The organism is Shewanella sp. AS16, from assembly GCF_021412365.1.
GTDB classification, from domain to species: Bacteria; Pseudomonadota; Gammaproteobacteria; order Enterobacterales; family Shewanellaceae; genus Shewanella; species Shewanella salipaludis.
This window is the reverse complement of record NZ_JAKCLK010000003.1, coordinates 387213-404904: the sequence shown is the minus strand read 5'-3', so window position 1 is coordinate 404904 and position 17692 is coordinate 387213. Positions and strand designations below refer to the sequence as shown.

At 56.6% G+C, this 17692-nt stretch carries 17 protein-coding genes; 9 read left to right on the top strand and 8 right to left on the bottom strand.

Features of this window, described 5'->3' with window-relative positions; genetic code table 11:
- Positions 1 to 84: 84 nt before the first annotated feature.
- From LZP73_RS10350 to LZP73_RS10340, 3 genes are all read right to left on the bottom strand, one after another.
- Positions 85 to 1353, bottom strand: coding sequence for a DEAD/DEAH box helicase (locus LZP73_RS10350; protein WP_234234835.1), 1269 nt, complete (start codon positions 1351 to 1353; stop codon positions 85 to 87).
- 158 nt (positions 1354 to 1511) lie between these two features.
- Positions 1512 to 2252 (bottom strand): slipin family protein, encoded by a 741-nt coding sequence (locus LZP73_RS10345; protein WP_234234833.1) that lies wholly within the window; start codon positions 2250 to 2252, stop codon positions 1512 to 1514.
- Positions 2249 to 3616 (bottom strand): NfeD family protein, encoded by a 1368-nt coding sequence (locus tag LZP73_RS10340; RefSeq protein WP_234234831.1) that lies wholly within the window; start codon positions 3614 to 3616, stop codon positions 2249 to 2251. Before LZP73_RS10340 ends, LZP73_RS10345 begins: the two co-directional genes overlap by 4 nt.
- Positions 3617 to 3844: 228 nt before the next feature.
- Here LZP73_RS10340 and LZP73_RS10335 point away from each other — a divergent pair, with 228 nt between their 5' ends.
- From LZP73_RS10335 to LZP73_RS10325, 3 genes are all read left to right on the top strand, one after another.
- Positions 3845 to 6253 (top strand): Lon protease family protein, encoded by a 2409-nt coding sequence (locus tag LZP73_RS10335; RefSeq protein ID WP_234234830.1) that lies wholly within the window; start codon positions 3845 to 3847, stop codon positions 6251 to 6253.
- Positions 6254 to 6551: 298 nt separating this feature from the next.
- On the top strand, positions 6552 to 6995 hold the full coding sequence (locus LZP73_RS10330; protein ID WP_234234828.1) for a MarR family winged helix-turn-helix transcriptional regulator: 444 nt from the start codon (positions 6552 to 6554) through the stop codon (positions 6993 to 6995).
- Between the two features lie 160 nt (positions 6996 to 7155).
- Positions 7156 to 7578, top strand: a complete 423-nt coding sequence (locus tag LZP73_RS10325; RefSeq protein WP_234234826.1) for an organic hydroperoxide resistance protein — start codon at positions 7156 to 7158, stop codon at positions 7576 to 7578.
- 238 nt (positions 7579 to 7816) lie between these two features.
- On the opposite strand, the gene LZP73_RS10320 is transcribed toward LZP73_RS10325, so the two are convergent.
- A complete protein-coding gene (locus LZP73_RS10320) occupies positions 7817 to 8860 on the bottom strand; it encodes an alkene reductase (protein ID WP_234234824.1) in 1044 nt (347 codons plus the stop codon).
- A 128-nt stretch (positions 8861 to 8988) separates the two neighbouring features.
- Here LZP73_RS10320 and LZP73_RS10315 point away from each other — a divergent pair, with 128 nt between their 5' ends.
- Positions 8989 to 9570, top strand: coding sequence for a TetR/AcrR family transcriptional regulator (locus LZP73_RS10315; RefSeq protein WP_234234822.1), 582 nt, complete (start codon positions 8989 to 8991; stop codon positions 9568 to 9570).
- Positions 9571 to 9696: 126 nt separating this feature from the next.
- Here the strand turns inward: LZP73_RS10315 and LZP73_RS10310 are convergent, their stop codons facing one another.
- Both LZP73_RS10310 and LZP73_RS10305 read right to left on the bottom strand, forming a co-directional pair.
- Positions 9697 to 9918 (bottom strand): TIGR02922 family protein, encoded by a 222-nt coding sequence (locus tag LZP73_RS10310; RefSeq protein ID WP_169564540.1) that lies wholly within the window; start codon positions 9916 to 9918, stop codon positions 9697 to 9699.
- A 341-nt stretch (positions 9919 to 10259) separates the two neighbouring features.
- Positions 10260 to 11843, bottom strand: coding sequence for a methyl-accepting chemotaxis protein (locus tag LZP73_RS10305; protein ID WP_326490341.1), 1584 nt, complete (start codon positions 11841 to 11843; stop codon positions 10260 to 10262).
- Between the two features lie 368 nt (positions 11844 to 12211).
- On the opposite strand from LZP73_RS10305, the gene LZP73_RS10300 reads away from it, so the two are divergent.
- Positions 12212 to 12937, top strand: coding sequence for a YebC/PmpR family DNA-binding transcriptional regulator (locus tag LZP73_RS10300; protein ID WP_234235257.1), 726 nt, complete (start codon positions 12212 to 12214; stop codon positions 12935 to 12937).
- A gap of 68 nt (positions 12938 to 13005) precedes the next feature.
- Here LZP73_RS10300 and LZP73_RS10295 read toward each other — a convergent pair whose 3' ends face one another.
- Entirely contained in the window at positions 13006 to 13548 is a 543-nt protein-coding gene (locus LZP73_RS10295; RefSeq protein ID WP_234234820.1) for a cysteine hydrolase family protein, read from the bottom strand.
- Positions 13549 to 14087: 539 nt separating this feature from the next.
- On the opposite strand from LZP73_RS10295, the gene LZP73_RS10290 reads away from it, so the two are divergent.
- Genes LZP73_RS10290 through LZP73_RS10280 form a run of 3 tightly spaced genes read left to right on the top strand, consistent with a single transcriptional unit; the run spans position 14088 to position 16472 of the window.
- Complete coding sequence (locus LZP73_RS10290; RefSeq protein ID WP_234234818.1) at positions 14088 to 15227, top strand: sensor histidine kinase; 1140 nt, start codon at positions 14088 to 14090, stop codon at positions 15225 to 15227.
- Complete coding sequence (locus LZP73_RS10285) at positions 15220 to 15921, top strand: response regulator (RefSeq protein ID WP_234234816.1); 702 nt, start codon at positions 15220 to 15222, stop codon at positions 15919 to 15921. The genes LZP73_RS10290 and LZP73_RS10285 overlap by 8 nt, the downstream gene beginning before the upstream one ends.
- Positions 15922 to 15959: 38 nt before the next feature.
- Positions 15960 to 16472 (top strand): DUF6622 family protein, encoded by a 513-nt coding sequence (locus tag LZP73_RS10280; protein ID WP_234234814.1) that lies wholly within the window; start codon positions 15960 to 15962, stop codon positions 16470 to 16472.
- A 142-nt stretch (positions 16473 to 16614) separates the two neighbouring features.
- Here LZP73_RS10280 and hpf read toward each other — a convergent pair whose 3' ends face one another.
- Complete coding sequence (gene hpf / locus LZP73_RS10275) at positions 16615 to 16971, bottom strand: ribosome hibernation-promoting factor, HPF/YfiA family (protein ID WP_169564537.1); 357 nt, start codon at positions 16969 to 16971, stop codon at positions 16615 to 16617.
- 400 nt (positions 16972 to 17371) lie between these two features.
- Between hpf and LZP73_RS10270 the strand changes: the two genes are divergently transcribed.
- Entirely contained in the window at positions 17372 to 17692 is a 321-nt protein-coding gene (locus tag LZP73_RS10270) for a hypothetical protein (RefSeq protein ID WP_234234812.1), read from the top strand.

Genomic DNA, 17692 nt, shown 5'->3' with positions numbered 1-17692 from the left:
CTAAGCCCTTTTTCTTTGCCGATGGCGGCAAAGTGGCGATGACTTGCTGCAAGTTTCATCTAACAAGCCACCCACCTATCCGCTCTATCTTCTTTGACCCTTGGTCAAGGCCCGCTTCTTCGCCCTCTGCTTCTGGGCGGCCTTGCTGTTTCTGCGGGGTGTGGCTTCCATCTTGTCCAGATCCGGTTCGAAGCCGGGATACCATTGCTGCGGCAGACGCTTATCCAGCACTGCCTCTACCTCTTCCAGCAGCAAGGCATCATCACTGCTGAACAAGGTTATCGCCAGTCCGGCATTGCCTGCCCTGCCGGTGCGGCCTATGCGGTGAACATAGTCTTCGGCGACATAGGGCAGTTCGAAGTTGATCACATACTTGAGCTCGACTATGTCCAGCCCCCTGGCGGCGACGTCTGTGGCCACCAGAGCCTGGATCTTGCCTTGCTTGAATTCCTGCAACACCTTTTCGCGCCCGCCCTGGGACAAGTCGCCGTGAAAGGCCTGGGCGGCAATGCCCGCCTGCAGCATTTGCTGCGCCAGCTTGTCCGCCCCTTGTCTGGTACGGCTGAAGATCAATACCTGCTGCCACTGCTGACTGGCAATCAAGTGACATACCAGTTCACACTTGCGCTCGGCATCGACTGCGTATACCCGCTGCTCTATGGCCACGGCCGCCATGTTGGGCCGGGCTATCTGGATCCGCAGCGGTTCACGCAGCAAGGTTTTACTCAAACCGAAGATCGCCTCATCCAGGGTCGCCGAGAACAGCATAGTCTGCCTGTTGTCCGGCACTTGCCTGAGCAGGGCCTGGATTTCGTCCATGAAGCCCATGTCCAGCATGCGATCCGCTTCATCGAATACCAGCAACTGCAGCTGTGACAGCGTCAACGCACCCTGGCGCAAATGGTCCAGCAGTCTTCCCGGGGTAGCCACCAGGATGTCGATCCCTGTCTTGAAGCGCGAGGCCTGGGCCTCTATGCTGACGCCGCCATAGGCGATGCCACACTCGAGCCCGCTGCCTTGGGCATATTTAACAAAACTTTGGTGTACCTGCACCGCCAGCTCGCGGGTGGGCACCAAGATCAGGGCACGAATGGCCCTGGCTGCAGCCTGGAGCTCAGTCGCTTGGGGCTCAGCCGCTTGGGCCTCAGTCGCTTGGGCCTGGGCCAGCAGCTGCACTATCGGCAGCGCAAAGGCGGCTGTCTTGCCCGTGCCTGTTTGGGCCCCCGCCAACAGGTCCCGTCCGGCTAAGATGGCCGGAATAGCCTCGCACTGAATGGGCGTCGGCGAGTCATAGCCCAGCTCGGCCAGAGTGTGACATAAGTTTGGATTGAGCTCTAAGGCGGAAAAAGACATACGGACTCACAATGAAAAGCGGGCGGTTAACTGAGTGCGGCGAATTTTAGCAGAAGCGGCAGACTTTTTAATCTCAAGATAAAGAAAAGACCTGCCATGGGGCAGGCCTGACGCTAGGATTTAAGGCCAAAACGGCTCTGCGCCCGTGGATACCGGCATCAAAGTTTCAGGCGGTTGAACATATCTATCGGCATGGGAAAGACTATGGTCGAGTTCTTGTCCCGGCCAATATCGCTCAGAGTGCTGAGGTACCTGAGTTGTATCGCCTCCGGCTGCTGGGCCAGCACCTGAGCCGCCTGGAGTAGCTTCTCCGAGGCCTGCAATTCACCTTCGGCATGGATCACCTTGGCGCGCCGCTCACGCTCGGCCTCGGCCTGCTTGGCGATGGCGCGGATCATGCTTTCATCCAGATCTATGTGTTTTATTTCCACATTGGCGACCTTGATGCCCCAACCATCTGTCTGGCGATCGAGAATGTCCTGCACATCGGCATTGAGCCTATCCCTGGCGATCAGCATCTCGTCCAGCTCATGCTGTCCCAAGACGGAACGTAAGGTCGTCTGTGCCAACTGACTGGTGGCATCGAGGAAATTCTCCACATTGATGATGGCCTTCTGGGGATCCATCACCCTGAAGTAGATCACCGCATTGACCTTGACCGAGACATTGTCCCTGGAGATCACATCCTGGGGCGGCACATCCATGACCACGGTACGCAGCCCCACCCGCACCATTTGTTGAATGAAGGGCACCACTATGATGAGCCCAGGGCCCTTGACCCGATAGAAGCGCCCGAGCATGAAGATCACCCCGCGTTCATATTCCCGCAAGATACGGAACATGCTCAGCAAAAACAGGACCCCGCCAAAGATCAGCAGTATTGTGATTTGCGCCATCATGAGTCATTCTCCCTTGTCACCATAAGTGTTAAGCCATCTATGCCGATCACCTTGACCTTCTGCCCGCGTTGCAGCGGCTCTTCGCTGAAGGCCAACCATACTTCCCCGCGGATCATCACCCGGCCGCTGCCCTTGAAATCCGCTATCACTTCGGCCTCATGTTGCAGCAGTTCCTGATCCCCTGAGACCACGGGCCTGCTGCGCCCGCGTATGATCATGGAGATCATGAACAGGGCGACCACGGCGCTGAAAACCGTCATGGAGATGATCAATGCAGGTGCTATCTGATAGCCGGGCAGGCTCGAATCCATCAGCATGAAGGAGCCCAGGGCGAAGGCACAGATCCCCCCTATTCCCAGCACCCCGAAACTTGGGGCGAATGCCTCGGCGACCATCAAGGCCAACCCGAGCAGCAGGAGCGCCAAGCCGGCGAAGCTGATGGGCAACATGTTGAAGGCATACATGGCCAGCAACAGGCAGATACTGCCGAGGGTCCCGGGCAACAGGGTCCCTGGATTGAGGAATTCGAACACCAGACCATAGATCCCCGCCAGCAGCAGCAAGTAGGCTATGCTGGGATCGGTAATTATGACCAGTATTCGGGTACGCCAATCCGTGTCATAGGCTATGACCTCGGGCTGCTTGAGATCCAGACGGACCGTCCTCTGCCCCAGATTGACCTCACGGCCGTCCAATTGCGCCAGCAGCTGGGCCGTATCGTAGGAAATCAGCTCTATCACCCCCTTGTCCAATGCCTCCTGCGCCGAGATGTTGTCCGCCTCAGACACGGCCGCCACCGCCCATTGTTCGTTGCGGCCACGCAGCTGGGCCAGGCTGCGTATATAGGCCTTGGCATCGTTGACTTGTTTCTTCTGCATCACATCTGTCGGTGGCGTCTCGGCCTGGGCCGCCTTGTCTTTGTCCTTGTCTTTCTCATCGGCCGGTGTCGGTGGCGCTATGCCGATACTGACTGGGGTCGCCGAACCCAAGTTGGTCGCCGGCGCCATGGCGGCCACATGGCTGGCATAGATGAGATAAGTGCCGGCGCTGGCGGCGCGGGCTCCCTTGGGGGAAACATAGATGATGATGGGAATGGGAGAGTCGAGGATCCGCTGGATCATCTCGCGCATCGACTTATCCAGGCCGCCAGGGGTATTGAGCTTGAGGATCACGGCCTGGCTGCCATCTTCTATGGCTTTATCCAGCCCACGACTGAAGTAATCTGCATGGGCCGGGCTGATGGCGCCATCTATGGTCAAGAGGTAAACCTTATTCTGCGCCGCGCCAACATACGAGGAATACAGGAGAAATCCTATTCCTATGAATAACGCAATCCAAAATAGCTTTTTTATATGTTGGCGCATGTTTGCCGGCCTCGCTCGGCTTACAATCCTGACTCAAGTATAGCCGTCGCTGGACCAATGCAAGCCGCCTCGCTCCGCGGAGACCCTCTGGCCCCGAAAAAAACCAGCGCCGACATGCGCTTGACGGCCATGGCGTCAGGAGATCGCAGGATAAATAAGATTGCGTTAGCCTCATGGCTATCTTATTGTCTAGAATAGAATTATTGCGGTAGATAACAAGGAACACCTATGCCTGAACAGCGAAAGCAAGGGGATGTAGGCAATATCGAGGCCCTGAGTGGGGAACAAGTGTATCGGGCTTCACGACTCGGTGCCTTGGGCAGCGGCTACCAATCGACCCAAGATCTGCAACCTCTGACGGATATCATAGGTCAGGAAAGGGCGCAGCAGGCGGTCGAATTCGCCATGGGAATAAAGGACAAAGGTTATAACATCTATGCCGTGGGCCAGAATGGCCTGGGCAAACGCACCATGATGCTGCGTTATCTCAACCGTCTAAAACAGACGGAAAAGACGCTGCATGACTGGTGCTATGTGGTGAATTTCGATGCCACCCGCAGCCCCAGGGTGCTCAAGCTCGCCGCCGGCAGCGCCAACGGCTTCAAGAAGGACGTTGAGAAGTTGATGTTGCGGCTGGTCAAGGCCCTGCCGCTGGCCTTCGACAACGAGATGTACTATACCCGCGCCGACAAGCTCAAGACCCAGCTGGCACAAAAACAGGAAGCCGCCCTGGTGAAATTGACCAAGGAGGCCAAGGAGAAAGGCATCAGCCTGAGCCTGACCAGCCAGGGCGAATATCAGATGATCGCCCTGAATGGCGAGGAAGAGCACACGGAGGAAAGCTTCGCCAAGCTATCCGAGGCCGAGCGCAACCGCTGCGAAACCAACATAGCCGAACTTGAGGTCAAGCTGCGCGGCATCATACGCCAACTGACCGAATGGGAAGAAGAGTTCTCGGATAAGCAGCAAGCCCACGACGAGCATGTCGCCAGGGAGGTCCTGACGCATTTCATCAAACCGTTAAAGGACAAATACAAACATCAGCATGAGGTGCGTACCTTCCTCACCGGCATGCAGACCGACATACTGGAAAACCTGGATATCTTCCTCGAAGAGAGCGAGGAGCAACTGGCGCTGGCCTATGCGGCCCTGGACAAGAAGATGCCCAGACGCTACCAGGTGAATGTGCTGGTCAGCCAGGAGCAGCAACAGTTGCCGATAGTGGTGGAGGAGAGCCCCAACTATCACAGCCTGTTCGGCTATATAGAGACCACCACCTTCAGGGGCACAGTGTTTACCGATTTCTCTCTGATCCGCCCCGGCAGCCTGCACAGGGCCAATGGTGGCGTGCTGCTGATGGATGCGGTCAAGGTGTTGGAACGCCCCTATGTCTGGGATGGACTGAAACGGGCACTGAGATCCCGCCAGCTTGACTTGAGTTCGCTGGAACGCGAGATATCCCTGTCCGGCACCATCTCCCTGGATCCCGAGCCCATCCCCCTGGACGTGAAGATCATCCTCTTCGGCGATTATCAGACCTACCAACTGTTGCAGCATTATGATCCCGACTTCAGCGAGCTGTTCAAGGTCACGGCAGATTTCGAAGATGTGATGCCACGCACGGATGCATCCGAGGCCCAATATGCCAGGTTCATCTCCAGCATAGTGCACGACAACGCCATGCTGCACTGCGACCGCGCCGCCATCGCCAGGATCATAGAATACAGTTCACGCCAGGCCGAAGATCAGACCAAGCTGTCGCTGCACTCGTCCAATATCGCCAACCTGCTGCGGGAAACCAATTATTGTGCCCGCAGCAAGGGGGCCGAACGCATCCAGGCCGAACATGTGGAGCAGGCGTTGCGACAACACAGGCTCAGAGTCAGCCGCCTGCAGGACAATGTCATGGAAAACTTCATCAATGGCACCACACTGCTCGATACCCAGGATGCGGTGATCGGTCAGATCAATGCCCTGTCGGTGATCGCCACCGCAGATCACCAATTCGGAGTACCCAACAGGATCACCGCCACCACGGCCTTCGGCAAGGGGGAAGTGCTGGACATAGAGCGCAAGGCCAAACTGGGTGGACACATACACTCCAAGGGAGTGATGATCTTATCCGCCTACCTGGCCTCCATACTGGGAAAAACCGCCCCCATCCCCCTGACGACCCATCTGACATTCGAACAATCCTACGGCGGCGTCGATGGTGACAGTGCCTCCATGGCCGAGTGTTGCGCCATCATCTCGGCCTACGCCGAATTGCCCCTGCGCCAGGATGTGGCCATCACAGGTTCCATGAATCAATTTGGCGAATCCCAGCCCATAGGCGGCATCAACGAGAAGATAGAAGGCTTCTTCGACGTCTGCGTCATCAAGGGACGGCAAGCCAGCCAGGGGGTGATCATCCCCAAGGCCAACAGCAGCAACCTGATGCTGCGCAAAGATATAGTCGAAGCCGTCACCCGCGGCGAGTTCCACATCTGGACTGTGACTCATGTGATGGATGCGATCGCCATTCTCACCGGCAAGCCGGCCGAACAAGCGCAAAACTATGTGCCCGACTATGGTTCGGCCCTCAGGCAGGCGCAGGCCAGGCTCGATGCCTTGCGCCAAAAGAGCCGTAAAAAATGACTGTTGCCGCCGGCTGGGATATAGAGCCGTGAGACAGGATGCCGGCGCGCCGGGAGGCAAACCCGGGATGAATGAGCTATTCCCCTGAAGCAAAGGCGGATATAACTGTTATAGTGAGCCGAATCGCTCGCCACTCTGGGGTCACGGGGGACACGCCAGGCAACCAGGCCAGACAACCAGGCCCGGCGCGCCTCGGGCCATCGACAACAGCCCAGTGGCGAAAGCCATGCGAAAGCAGTCCATGTGAAAAACTATGCTGAAGAAGTCTATTAAAAATAAGCCTATGAAAAATCAGTCCATGCAAAAGAACGGGCAACTCTTGCTCGACAATCAACTCTGTTTCGCCCTCTACTCTAGCTCGCTCGCCATGACTCAGCTCTATAAGCCGCTGCTCGATGCCGTTGGCCTGACCTACACCCAATACCTGGTCATGCTGGTCCTGTGGGAAGCAGATGCCATCAGCCTCAAGGAGATAGCGGCCAGGCTGGGACAACAGTCCGGGGCCCTGACCCCGGTGATCAAACGACTCGAGGCCGATGGCTTGGTTCTCAGGGTACGCAGTGCCGAGGATGAACGTCAGCTCAACATCCAACTGACGGACAAAGGCCAAGATCTCCGGCAGGCCGCCAAGCAGATCAATCTCTGCATCGCCGAACAGTGTGGTTTGGCCATTCCTGATGTTATTGATCTTAAAGTTAAACTCAATCTATTACGCGACAAGTTGCAGAAAAGCGCCAAATAAATATTGCACGCAATTAAATATCGCGATAGTCTTATTGCAAGGGTTCAAGGACCCTTTTCTTTTAACCGTATAGTTATTGCGATAAACAATTGATGGCAATTAACTTGAGGCGGATATGTTGCATTGCATCTTCGTCTCTTCCAACCCATAGGTGATAGGCATGGACATTTTATACAGAGCAACTGCGACTTCTACCGGTGGCCGCGACGGCACTTCGACCTCATCGGACAACAAACTGGCGGTGAAACTCAGCACCCCGAAAGAACTGGGCGGCGCTGGTGGTGAAGGCACCAATCCTGAGCAGCTGTTTGCCGCCGGCTACTCGGCCTGTTTCATCGGCGCGATAAAATTTGTTGCCGGCCAGGAAAAAATCCGCCTCAGCCCGGACCTGAGTGTCACAGGCCTGGTTGGCATAGGCGCCAATACCAAGGGAGTGGGTTTCGGTATCGATGTCGAGCTGCAGATCAATTTGCCGGGAATGGCGCCCGAAGCGGCACGCGCCTTAGTCGAGAAGGCACATCAGGTATGTCCTTACTCGAACGCTACCCGTGGCAACATAGGTGTCGAACTGAAACTCGTCTGAGACGAGTGTCTTGGCCGGGGGCGACCCACCGGCAAGTAAAAGAGCGAGGGCTAACTCAGGTTAGCCCTCGCTCTTTATGGCGCCTCACCACTCCTACCCCTGAGGTCTAGTTCGAGGTCTAGTTCGAGGTCTAGGTCTAGGTCTAGGTCGAAACCGACAAGCGGCTTAACCTTGGGTTAAGCCGCTTGATGTGGGAATGCCATTGCAAACCCAATCCCTGCTGTCTATACGCCTGGCGTTAGACCAGGCTGGTCAGCATACTGTCGGCATACTCCACCAGATCGGCGCCGCTGCGCACCTTGGCCACATAGTCGGGATTGGCGATGAAGGGACGGCCTATGGCAATCAGATCGAACCTGTCGGCCCCTATGGCATCATTGGCACTTTGCGCCGTATAGCTGCCGACACCGACCAAGGTGTTGCCATAGTTGGCACGCACATAATCCGATACCCGGCCATCCAGGTAGGCAAATTCCATGCTGTCATCGAAGATGCCTATGTGCAGGAAAGCCAACTGGCGTTGCTCCAACTGGGGCAAGAGATAATCGAATACCGCGCGATCCCGGCTGTCCGTCGCCATGTTGAAGTAGGCTGCCGGCGAGATCCTCAGGCCGGTCCTGTCGCCACCGATACGGGCTATGACGGCATCCACGACTTCGAGGGGAAAACGCGCCATCTTCTCCGGGCTGCCGCCATATTCGTCTTCACGACGATTGCTGTCATGATGCAGGAATTCATCGACAAGGTAGCCATTGGCACCGTGAATTTCGACACCATCGAAGCCGGCATCTATGGCATTGGCCGCCGCCTGGGCATAGTCCTGCACCAGCTGAGCCATATCCTCATGGGTCACCGCCTTGGGGGTGACATAAGTCAGTTCACGCATCCTGGGCACGCTGCCTTCGACACCCACGGCAGAGGGGGCCAACACGTCCCCGCCACCGAAGAAATGCGGATGTGCCACCCGGCCCGTATGCCACAGCTGGGCAAAAATCTTACCGCCATTTTGGTGCACTGCATCCGTCACCAGCCGCCAGCCGGCGATCTGCGCCTGGGTAAACAAGCCGGGGGTGTTTGGATACCCCTGAGCGTCGGGACGTATGATGGTGGCCTCACTGATGATGAGACCCGCCTCGGCGCGGCGGGCATAGTACTCGGCCATGGCCTGGGTTGGCACCAACTCATCGTCGGCCATGCAGCGCGTCAGAGGCGCCATCAGGATGCGGTTGTTCAGACTCAGGCTGTCGTTCAGGGCATAAGGTTGAAATAAGTTGTCAGTCATAGCAGGCTCCATTCTTGAATGTGCGTTCAAGATTATTCTTATTTGAATGCTCATTCAAGTTGTTTTTGAATCGTCATTCAAATGGAGTAGAATTGAGCCAAACCATTTTCCCGGCTCCAGAGGCTAAGATGCGAAACGCGGAATTCGATCGAGAACAGGTGCTCAGGGCCGCCATGACGGCCTTCATGCACAAGGGCTATACCAAGACCAGCATGCAGGATCTGACCCAGGCTACCGGGCTGCACCCGGGCTCCATCTATTGCGCATTTGAGAATAAGCGCGGCCTGCTGCTGGCCGCCATAGAGCAGTATCGCCTCGACAGGGAGGCTCAGTTTGCCGCTGTCTTTGCCAACGGCCACCCGGTACTGAGCAACTTGAAGTCATACCTGGACGGCATAGTGAAGGAATGCATCAGCTGCGATGCCGCCCAGGCCTGCCTGCTGACCAAGGCGCTGAACGAAGTGGCGGAGCAGGATGAGGAAGTGCAACAGATACTCTCCAGCCATCTGGACAGCTGGCGCCAGGGACTGGCGGCGCAATTGCGCCATGCCCAGCACAATGAGGAGTTGGCTAAGGATAAGGACGTCGAGCATCTGGCACGTTATCTGGTGATGGGGATTTACGGCCTGAGGACCTATGCACACACCCACCCGGCGCCGGATACGCTGCAACAACTGGCGGAGCAGCTGTATCGGGACTTATGTGCTTAGCTGCGCTTAGGTGTGTTTAGCTGCGCTTAGCTGTGAAGCGGCCGGGATCAGGCTGGCCGCAGCCGGGGCTGTCGAAATTGAGGCTGTCGGAATGGGGCAGTAAACAGGCCCCATAAGAGCAGGGAATCAGGCGATATCCGACTTGGCGAACACCCGCTCTCCCAGAGAATTCAGCATCTTGCACTCGCCTTCCATGATCGCCACTATGGATTTGCCCTCGCGAAATGCCGCCGGGATCAATACCCTGCCCTGCTCGCTGACGGGCAAGTCCTTGAGCACGACATTATGCATGACGAGCCCTGCGGGGAAATCGTAATATAACACTGTAACAGTCTGTTTATCTTGCATCTGATGAACTCTTAATGTGCAGAAGCTACTGCGCTCGCTTACCTAAATAAGAGTCAGTCCCTGCCCTTATTGCGGATAACACCCGGAGAGATTTGCGCTTAAGGCCGGTACCGACCTTGGCCGTCAAACATGCCCGGCCCGGTTCCAAGCCCACTCTCTATCTCGGCCCTGAGGCCGCAGGCGAAAAATCCCATGCCATAGACGGCCATTTAAGCATCTAAGACAATATATGCCAATCTATTTTTAGCGGCACTTTTTCCCTGTACTTCAAAGGCACAGGTGCCGGATTGCAGCCACCAGGGCCTGAGGTGCGCCGCCGGCATGCTCGCCATGGCGCCGACTCAGGCGGCTTTGAAGCCCACCCGGAAACCGCCCCAATGCCTGCCCCTGACATAAATGGGTACCGAAAGGTCGTGCATCACCTCACCCGTGTCACGCTTGTAGGTCTGCAGCAACACCTTATCCCTATGCTGGCCGCAGCGAATGCCGGTTGGGTCGTTAAACAGGCGTTTGGTGCGATTGTGTATGATATCGATTTCGGGTTTGCCCGTCAGCGGCTTGGCATAGCGCTGGTTGTGAGTGGGGAAATACCCGCGTTTGTCGACGGCGCCGGCGTAACTTATCGCCGCTTCCCGGGCCAGCAGAGGTTCCTGCACGGACGGGAAATGCTGATCTGTGTAGGCATCGAAGCCTGTGCTGAACTTGGGCGGCTGAGTGTTGGCTATCTGCTGGTATTGAGGTTGAAACAATTGTTGCTCACTGAAGACACCTTGCGCCAGCCCCTGTTCCAGCACCAGGCCGCATTGCTCGGCCGCCGCTTGCGCCAGTTGCAACACCCTTTGATCTAAGGTCTGGGTATCCCAAAGGGTCAAGGCCGTAAATATGCCTTCGGTGGTCAGGGACAGATTAAAGGCCTGCTTGGACACAGACTGACTCTCCTCACCCGTCAATGCCAGAGAGTCGCGGATCTGGCTGATGGCACCCGAGATGTCGTTGGTGGTGCTGGTGTATTCCTTGAGCGCCTCTTCCATCTCCGCCAGGGCATTGGCCGATTGCACCACGGAGGAGGCTATCTCGGTGAAGCGCGCGTCCAGCAGTTCCATGGCGGAGACGGCATCGGCCGTCTGGCCAACGACCTGCTCCATCAGGGCCGAGGTGCGATCCGTTTCCGTATGCATACTGGATAACATGCCGGCAATGTCCCGGGTTGCCCCGGCGGTTTTCGATGCCAGGCTGCGCACCTCATCCGCCACCACGGCAAATCCCCGTCCCTGCTCGCCGGCTCTGGCGGCTTCAATCGCCGCATTCAAGGCCAACAGGTTGGTTTGTTCGGCCACGGAATTGATCACCTCGGTGATCTTCTGGATCCCTTCGGCCTGGGTCTTGAGGGAATGCACCCTCTGCGCGGCATTGTCTATATCCCGGCTCAAGGACTGGATCGTCCCCACCCCGGTTTGGGCCTGCTGACGCCCGGCGATGCTGATACTCTCCGCCGCCTGTGCCTGATGCAGTATATGAGCCGCATTGTCACTGAGTTGCCCCGTGGTCTGACTCAATTCCTCGGCGGCAACCGCAATCTGACTCGTGTATTCACCATTGGTATCGATTGACGCATTCAATCCATCGATGAAATGTGACACCTCGGCGGCGCCTATGGCTATCTTGCTGGTTAGCACGCTGATCTGCTGCGCCGTCGTCGCGGCCGCTTCTTGGGCTTCTGCCTCAACCGAAGCCGGCGGCGCCTGCCAGCCGCGGCGCCAGGCCGGCATCAGCAGGCAGATGACTCCGGAGGCACAGAGGGCCATGATGAGCACCAGGCTCCAGGGCGCCAACAGGCTCTGCAATGCCAAGATGGCGCCGCCGCACAGGGCGACCACCAAAAAACAGATGCTGAACTCGAGCCACTTTCGTTGTTTTTCTGTCATGGGGTACATCCTGTAGCTGGTGTTGACGGCAGGAGAAGTTCGAATCTGTGAGTCGCAGCGGCTTAGGCGACGCGGATTTAGGTGCCGTTATCCCATGCCTGTTCCGACTCTGTCCATCAAGCTATCTTCAACACTCTGGGCCCGACTTGGGATTAGACCTTAGTCTCAAATGCCGAATTTGTGCGGCAAAATGAGAGACCTATCGACTTTTTCGCCGTAGAGCGGACCCGAGCCGGATGTTAGATACTGTTATTGCACTGGTTTGTTAAATATGAAAATTTAAAAAGCTTGCATGACAACTGCACTTGTGGGGATAAAGCTGCTAGAATCTAGGCCATTTTTTCATGAGCTGAATGAGACAGATCAAGATGGGCAGAGCGTATCAAAACAGAAAAGAATCCATGGCGAAAACCGCAGGTCAGAAGACCCGGATCTATTCGCGCTATGGAAAAGAGATCTATGTCTGCGCCAAGAGTGGCGGCGTCGAGCCGGACGGCAACCTGTCGCTGCGCCGACTGATAGAGAGAGCCAAGAAAGATCAGGTGCCTGCCCACGTGATCGAACGCGCCATAGAAAAAGCCAAAGGCGGTGGCGGTGAAGACTATGATACCGCACGTTACGAAGGCTTCGGCCCGGGCAACTGCATGGTGATAGTCGACTGCCTGACAGACAACGTCAAGCGTACCTTCACCGAAGTACGCCAGGCCTTCGTCAAGAATGATGCCAAGCTCGGCAGCCCAGGCACTGTGGGCCACATGTTCGATCACCAGGCGGTATTCGTGTTCAAGGGTGAAGACGATGAAGCCATACTGGAATTGCTGATGATGGCCGATGTCGACGTCAGCGATGTCGAAGTCGAAGACGGCATGATCAGCGTATTCGCCCCCCACACAGAATTCTATAAGGTGAAAACGGCATTGACCGAAGCCATGCCGGAGATCAACTTCGAAGTGGAAGAGATCACCTTCGTGCCACAGACCCAGACCAAGGTGGAAGGCGAAGACGTGGCGGTATTCGAGAAGTTCATCGCCGCGCTGGAAGATTGTGACGACGTGCAAAACGTCTACCACAACGCCGAGCTCGACGAAGAATAGACTGAGCCCGAAACACACAAAAAAACGCAGCCTGAGCTGCGTTTTTTTATGCCTCAGGCGCGGGAAGCCTAGAAGGTCACCTCGACCGTGTTGAGCAAGCGCACGAAAGGCCCGGCCAGGGTGCTGTTATGGTGCGCTATAATAGCCTCGGCAGCCAGGAGTGGCGTATCCATACAGGTATGGGCATCGGCGACCAGAGTAGGGCTGAACCCAAGCTCAGCCGCGACCCGGCAACTCGTATCGATACAATACTGAGTCTTCATCCCGGCTATCACCAACTCAGTCACCCCCAGGCTCTTCAGCCTGTCGGCCAACCCAGTCCCCTGAAAGCAGCTGGGTTGGCGCTTATCGAACAGGATATCCTTGGTCGCGTCCAGCTCCAGTTCGCTCAAAAGATGCCAGTTGAGGCTGCCGGCGGCCAGAGCCGAGCCTTGCGGCCCTGTGTGGCGTGCCGCCAGTATGGGCACGCCACTGCTGCGGGCCCTGGCGATGAGTCTATTGATGTTGCCGAGCACTCGCTGGCCGGCAAAGGGCCGCTCCAGGCCATGAAACAGCCCATGTTGCATATCGACTATCAGCAGTGCCGACTTGGGGACGGGGATATTTTCCATGCTAGTTCTCCTTTGGTTGCCAGGGCAGACGGAGAACGAAAAAGACCCCGCCATCGCTGGCGGGGTCTTGGGTATCAGGTTTTAATGAATCGCCCGCTACACACGCTCCGCCGAAGCAGTCGTGGTGGTGGTAGTGCTAATGTTTACTGTGCCTGGGCACGGGGCGATTACTGTTTTCATCGTTTCAGGCTAATGAAAAACCAGTCTTGAGTCAACAGGTTAATTCGGCTTTCAGGCTCATGCCCGGATACAGCAACCCTGGGTTCCAAACTGTCACCCCCAACTCAGTACCAGGCATCGCCGAGGGCAAAGCCACCGCCAAAACAGCGCTACCGCCAAAACGGCAGCCAAGAGTCATGACCCGCATCCGAGCCGGCCATGGCTATGAGTAAGAGCTTTGCGTACTGGCTTTACGTACGAGCCTGGGGTAAGGGCTTGGATACTAGCCGCATCCCGAGAAAAATGACTTTTGGCATAGTGACTTATTCGGCTCTTGCCCTAAAATGGTCGGCAGATTTTGACTTAAAGGATTAAGCCGCGTGCTGAAGAATCGCTTAACCAAAGAAGAAAGCCTGCTGATGTTTGCCGGCGCCTTCACCTGGGCCCTGGTCACTTGGGTCACAATACTCAATAGCCAGGGCACCGCCCGGCTGGCCAGCGCCGGCCTGTGCGGCCTGTTCCTGCTGCTGTTTCTGCTCATCGCCAGTGACATCTTGCCGAGGATGAGCGGCTCACTCAGCAAGCAGGCGCTGATGCTGCTCGCCGCCTCGGCCCTAGGGCTCATGTTCATGGACAATAGCCTCAGCCCGATACTTCTGGTGGTATGGGCCACTCTGTTGCCCGAGTTCTACTCCCGGCGCCGGGCCCTGGGCTTGCTGTTACTGGTCAATGTCGGCTATTTCGCCATCATATATGGCTACTGGCATAGCCAGGATGCCTGGTTAACCATACTGATTTTCATTGGATTCCAGCTCTTTGCCCTCAGCAGCAGCCTGGCTCGCTGCAACGAGCGTGCGGCGCGGGTCCAGCAAGAGCGGCTCAACCAACAGCTACTGGCGACAAGATCCCTGCTGAGCCAGACGAGCCAGCAACAGGAGAGGCTGCGCATCGCCCGGGACTTGCACGACATCCTGGGCCACCAGCTGACGGCCCTGACGCTGCAACTGGAAGTGCTCAGCCATAAGGCGCCGTCTGAGCTGCAGGCCCAGGTGCAGCAGAGTAAAGAGCTCGCCAAACAATTGCTGCAGGACATACGCGCCGTGGTGCGTGCCCAGCGACTGCAGAGTCATTTGGCGCTGCGGCCCCCCTTGAACGCACTCATGAGCCGCCTGCCGGGCGTCAGCTTGCACTGCGACGAGCTGGTCCCCCTGCAGTCGACCGAATTGGCCCAGGAGCTGCTGCTGGTGTTGCAGGAAGGCATTAGCAATGCCGTCAGGCATGGTCATGCGACCCAATTGCAACTGACGCTGCAGCGCAAACAAGACACACTGCAGCTGCTGCTGACAGACAATGGCCGCGGCCTGAACCCAAGCCAAGAGGCAGGCACTGGCATCACTGGCATGCGCGAGCGACTGGCCAGATTTTCCGGCGAGGTCGAACTGCTCGCCAATACAGGGCAGACGGAAAATACCCGCGGCTGCTCATTACAGATACGAGTCAAGGAGCCTCAACATGGATAACCCGAGCCTGATAACTTCCCCCCAAGATGAGACGGGAGCCTCGCATCCTGAGCCGCAACAGCCAAGACAGAGCATCAGCGTCGGCCTGGTGGAAGATCAACAACTGGTCCGCCAGGGCATCGCCAGCCTGCTTGAAATTTCCGAGCATATCCGGGTGTGTTGGCAGGCCGAAAACGGCCAGCAAGCCCTGAGCCTGCTGGCACAAACGCCGGTCGATGTGTTGCTGAGCGACATTCGCATGCCGCAACTCGATGGCATAGGCATGCTGCAACGACTGCGCGCCGATGGCAATCCTGTGCCTGTGCTCATGCTCACCACCTTCGATGACAATGAGTTATTCCTTGGCAGCATAGATGCCGGTGCCAATGGTTTTCTACTCAAGGACGTGTCGCTGGACAAGTTATGCCACGCCATCACCCAAGTGGCGGCCGGTGCTTGCCTGATCGAACCCGAGGTGCTGCAGCAACTGCAGGAACATAAACAGCAAGGCGGTAAGGCCCATAACCCCCTGTCTGAGCGTGAAACCGACATACTGAGGCTAATCGCCGGCGGCTTGGCCAACAAGGAAATCGCCGCACAGGTGTTTCTGGCCGAAGGCACGGTCAAGAACCATGTCTCCAACATACTCGCCAAGCTCGACTGTCGCGACCGTACCCAGGCCGTGCTGCTGGGAATGGCACAGGGGCTGATTTAGGCCTGGTTGATAACCGACTCAAACAGAGAGGAAATAAGATGACTCACCTACTCACCATCCTCAGTTATACCCCAAACTGGGTATTCCTGGTGCTCGCAGGCCTTATCTATCTGGGTCTGAAACTCTGTCGCCCAGTTTCCATGTCCGGACAACGCATCATACTGCTGCCGGTCATGATGACCCTGCTCACCCTGATGTCGATAAAAACCAGTTTCGGGTTAACCCCGACATCCGGCGCGTGCTGGTTCGCCGGGCTTGCCGCCGCCCTGACCCTGTGGCTGACCTTGGCGCCGACTCCCAGGGTGACTAGCGTCGCGGGGCAATACCTGCTGCCTGGCAGCCCGGTTCCCCTGATACTGATGCTGGCAATCTTCGTGAGCCGCTATCTGGTCAATTATTCGCTGGCAACAACACAGGATTTGAGTGAGCGGGCGCTGTTCGTCTTGCCCGTATGTTTAGTCTATGGCGCCTTCGGGGGCATATTTATCGCCAGGGCCTTGAAATTGCTCATCTCGGCAAGGAGCCAGACATCCTTGAGCAGCCAGGGGTGACTCAAGCAGGTTGACTTGGGCAAGTTGACTCAAGCCAGGCTCAGGCAGCTTGCAGCAGCTAACGAAAAAGGGCCCGCAGACCCTTTTTCATTAGCGGCTCACTCGCGTCATTCGACGCGCCAGCCCGGGTTAGATTCTGCTCCTAGGTTAAATTCATTTCCTGGATGATTTCATGCGCTATGGAGGGGGTGGTACAAACGGGTTTCTCATGCAGATCGGCTTTGAGTTGACCCTTGCGATGCTTCAAGGCGGCATCGAGTTTTTTCGCGGCGCAGGCAATGGCGGGATACATGATGGCATCATTGCCCGTGGCCGAAATTCGGCTACCCTCGTAATTGGTTCTGAGCTCAACTTCAAATTCACCGTGTTCCTTGGCTATGATGACATCGAGCGCGAGCAGGGATGGAAAGTGGCTGGCGATTTTGGAAAACTTCTCATTGACATGGGCTTTAACTGTGTCGGTGACATCAACATGATGACCAGAAAGATTTATTTTCATAGGTTTTCCTTTTTCTATTGAGTACATATATAGAGCTTGGGGCATTGCGGCTAAAACACAAGGGCATTCCCAAAAATGCTGTCTCAGCCGACAGGCCGCCTCGGGACCTATCGCTATTTCATCTGTACAGTTCGAGTCCATTCGATGCCGGGCAGGCAAAACAACCATCGGATTAAGAGATACCACCTCTGCCGTCACTTGTAAAACATTGACGTAAAATTCTGTGCCGCCATCACATAAATCCGCCCCCAGCAGAGAAAGGCAAGGGCTCATTTAGCCTTCCCAAACATACACCCACACTCAAACCTAAATGCTAATCTTTATCATTTACAATTATTGTATTAGAATGACGCCACTTCGGCAGCTTAGAAATGCCAAGCCAGCACACAGAGACCCAAGCATGACTCACTCACCAGCTAACAAGCGCCGGCAAGGCTGCCGCGACACTCAGGCCCTCGCCGCCGGGGCCATGCCCCTGATCGCCAGGATTGCGGCCGCGATTTTTGGCGGTTATGCCTGCAGTGCCGTCTTCTGCGTCGCCCTGGCCCGGCTCTTGCCCCTGTCGAAGGCCGACAGTACCCTGACCGCCATGATGTCATCATTTGTCCTGTATGCAGTGGCAGTCATCTATGCCTTCGGCGCCGCCAGCGTCTGGCGGGTATGGGGGCTGCTCGCCGGCCTGCCGCTGCTGTGTTACGTCTTACTCCAACTGCTTGGATAA

Excerpts from the sequence above, each read along its gene's own strand:
- LZP73_RS10350 (WP_234234835.1), bottom strand. The coding sequence starts at position 1,353 with ATGTCTTTTTCCGCCTTAGAGCTCAATCCAAACTTATGTCACACTCTG.
- LZP73_RS10345 (WP_234234833.1), bottom strand. The coding sequence starts at position 2,252 with ATGATGGCGCAAATCACAATACTGCTGATCTTTGGCGGGGTCCTGTTT.
- LZP73_RS10340 (WP_234234831.1), bottom strand. The coding sequence starts at position 3,616 with ATGCGCCAACATATAAAAAAGCTATTTTGGATTGCGTTATTCATAGGA.
- LZP73_RS10335 (WP_234234830.1), top strand. The coding sequence starts at position 3,845 with ATGCCTGAACAGCGAAAGCAAGGGGATGTAGGCAATATCGAGGCCCTG.
- LZP73_RS10330 (WP_234234828.1), top strand. The coding sequence starts at position 6,552 with ATGCAAAAGAACGGGCAACTCTTGCTCGACAATCAACTCTGTTTCGCC.
- LZP73_RS10325 (WP_234234826.1), top strand. The coding sequence starts at position 7,156 with ATGGACATTTTATACAGAGCAACTGCGACTTCTACCGGTGGCCGCGAC.
- LZP73_RS10320 (WP_234234824.1), bottom strand. The coding sequence starts at position 8,860 with ATGACTGACAACTTATTTCAACCTTATGCCCTGAACGACAGCCTGAGT.
- LZP73_RS10315 (WP_234234822.1), top strand. The coding sequence starts at position 8,989 with ATGCGAAACGCGGAATTCGATCGAGAACAGGTGCTCAGGGCCGCCATG.
- LZP73_RS10310 (WP_169564540.1), bottom strand. The coding sequence starts at position 9,918 with ATGCAAGATAAACAGACTGTTACAGTGTTATATTACGATTTCCCCGCA.
- LZP73_RS10305 (WP_326490341.1), bottom strand. The coding sequence starts at position 11,843 with ATGACAGAAAAACAACGAAAGTGGCTCGAGTTCAGCATCTGTTTTTTG.
- LZP73_RS10300 (WP_234235257.1), top strand. The coding sequence starts at position 12,212 with ATGGGCAGAGCGTATCAAAACAGAAAAGAATCCATGGCGAAAACCGCA.
- LZP73_RS10295 (WP_234234820.1), bottom strand. The coding sequence starts at position 13,548 with ATGGAAAATATCCCCGTCCCCAAGTCGGCACTGCTGATAGTCGATATG.
- LZP73_RS10285 (WP_234234816.1), top strand. The coding sequence starts at position 15,220 with ATGGATAACCCGAGCCTGATAACTTCCCCCCAAGATGAGACGGGAGCC.
- LZP73_RS10280 (WP_234234814.1), top strand. The coding sequence starts at position 15,960 with ATGACTCACCTACTCACCATCCTCAGTTATACCCCAAACTGGGTATTC.
- hpf (WP_169564537.1), bottom strand. The coding sequence starts at position 16,971 with ATGAAAATAAATCTTTCTGGTCATCATGTTGATGTCACCGACACAGTT.
- LZP73_RS10270 (WP_234234812.1), top strand. The coding sequence starts at position 17,372 with ATGACTCACTCACCAGCTAACAAGCGCCGGCAAGGCTGCCGCGACACT.